Source organism: Hyalangium sp., assembly GCF_035629615.1.
Classification (GTDB): Bacteria; Myxococcota; Myxococcia; order Myxococcales; family Myxococcaceae; genus Hyalangium.
In genome coordinates this window covers 1-2,152 of sequence record NZ_DASPHO010000333.1, presented here as the reverse complement: position 1 = coordinate 2,152, position 2,152 = coordinate 1, and the positions used below count along the sequence as shown (strand labels likewise).

The 2,152-nt window shown below is 66.9% G+C and carries 2 protein-coding genes; one reads left to right on the top strand and one right to left on the bottom strand.

Annotated elements, in window-relative coordinates:
• Positions 1-23: 23 nt before the first annotated feature.
• Positions 24-701: a hypothetical protein gene (locus tag VD972_RS16740; protein ID WP_324988191.1), complete on the bottom strand. Its 678-nt coding sequence runs from the start codon at positions 699-701 to the stop codon at positions 24-26.
• Between the two features lie 317 nt (positions 702-1,018).
• Here VD972_RS16740 and VD972_RS16735 point away from each other — a divergent pair.
• On the top strand, positions 1,019-2,152 hold a 1,134-nt coding region (locus VD972_RS16735), incomplete at its 3' end, for a chromosome segregation SMC family protein (RefSeq protein WP_324988188.1).

The following is a 2,152-nucleotide window of genomic DNA, read 5'->3' as shown; positions in this document are numbered from 1 at the left end:
TCCGCTACTGCCTGCCCTACTGATCAGAGCTTCGTGGTCTTCTTGCCCCGGGCCGGCACCTTCTGCACCGCCGCCGCGGGCCGCTCCACCTTGAGCAGCTCCAGATCCGTGTTGCCCCCAGTGGACACCTTGATGATCCCTACCCCAGGCGCGAACCAGATGAAGCTCTCGATCGACCGCCCCTGAGCGCCGGGGCGGCTGGCCCGCGCCGTCGTGGTGTTCTTCACCTTCAGCGCCTTGAAGGTGCCCGCCCCGACCGTAACTTCCTCCTCCCCAAGGACGGTCGCCTCCTTGTCGAACGTGCTGGCAAGCACCATCCCGGCCGGCATCTTCGAGCCCTCCGGCGGCTGCAGCTTCACCGACAGCGAGTTCTTCCAGGACGCGCCGGGCACCATGTGTGCGGCCGGCGGCACCGCCATTCCCTCCGCGGAGACCACCTCCACCCGCATGCCGGACGCCGACAGCAGCGTGCCCTCCAGGCCGCCAAGCCCCGTCCGCACCCCCTGGGAGGTACAGAAGGCCTCCGTCTCCCCGCTGCGGCCCTTCAGATCCACCGCCAGCAGTCCCTTGAGCCCCTCGGGCGTGGACGTCACCCCACGCGTCGAGATCGTCAACTCCGAGGATCCGGCCCGGTAGGTCAACTTCAGCCCGTCCTCCAAGGGGAAGAACGGGTTCGGACAGGCCGCCTCCGGGGAGGGCATGTCAGACCGGTCGGGTAGACCCGCCGGCGTGGCTCCTACGAGGACCGAGAGGACGAGTAAGGGCGCGTACGTAGGCTTCCTCCAGAAAGATCACTGGGAAGGTAGGGTGCACCTCTCACTTTTCAACCCCTTACCGCCCTTTCACGCCGATCGTTGACGGTACAGGGCGACTTTAGAAATGTAGGGTCACACGGTGCATGGTCACGCTTGATCTGCTCACGGGTGACTGATACTCCTGACCACATTCCGGGGCCGATTTTTCGGCCTTGGAGCGAATTCCCACCCCTCGCGCACCAAGCCCCACAGGAGCCCGCTGGATGCGAATCAAGCGCCTGGACATCACCGGCTTCAAGTCCTTCATGGAGCGCAGCGTCTTCAGCTTCGATGACGGCGTCACCGGCATCGTCGGCCCCAACGGCTGCGGCAAGTCCAACGTGGTGGACGCCATCCGCTGGGCCATGGGCGAGCAGAGCGCGAAGAACCTCCGTGGCCGCGGCATGGAGGACGTCATCTTCAACGGCTCGGAGTCCAAGCCGCCGCTGTCCATGGCGGAGGTGTCCATCACCTTCACCCTCGAGGAGACGGATCAGCTGGCCCCGCAGTACCAGGGCTTCCCAGAGATCACCGTCACCCGGCGCCTGTTCCGCAGCGGCGAGTCCGAGTACCTCATCAACAAGGCCATCTGCCGGTTGCTCGACATCACCGAGATGCTGCTGGGCACCGGCGTGGGCACCAAGGCCTACTCCATCATCGAGCAGGGCCGGGTGGGTCTGATCGTCTCCAGCAAGCCCGAGGATCGCCGCACCATCATCGAGGAGGCCGCCGGCGTCACCAAGTACAAGTCCCGCCGCAAGGCCGCCGAGCGGAAGATGGAGGCCACCGAGGCCAACCTCCTGCGCGTCACGGACATCACCAACGAGTTGGAGAAGCGGCTCGACACGCTCGCCCGGCAGGCGAAGAAGGCGGAGAAGTACAAGAAGCTCAAGGCGCGCATGCGCGAGATTGATCTGCACTCCGCCTCGCACCGCTTCCTGGAGCTGCTCGCGGAGAAGAAGGTGCTCCAGGTGCGGCTGGAGAGCCTGGGCACCGAGGAGCGCGAGAACCTGGATCGGGTGCGCGAGCTGGAGGAGGCCATCACCCGGCGCCGCGCCGAGCTGGAGGCCGAGTCCGAGGCCCTGCAGAAGCTGGCAGGAGAGGTCCACGCGCTGGAGCGCTCGGTGCAGCGCGACGATCAGGACCTGGCCTACTGGCGCAAGGATCTGGAGGAGACGAGCACCCGCGTCGCCCAGGCTGAGGGAGAGCTGGCCGCCCTGCTGGACCGCCAGTCCGAGGTGGCCGACACCATGGCCGCCCGCGAGGCGGAGCTGTCGGGCATCGCCGGAGCGTGGAAGGAGGACGAGGTCGCCCAGCGGGTGGCGCAGGAGGAGCTGCGCCGCACGACGCACCTGAAG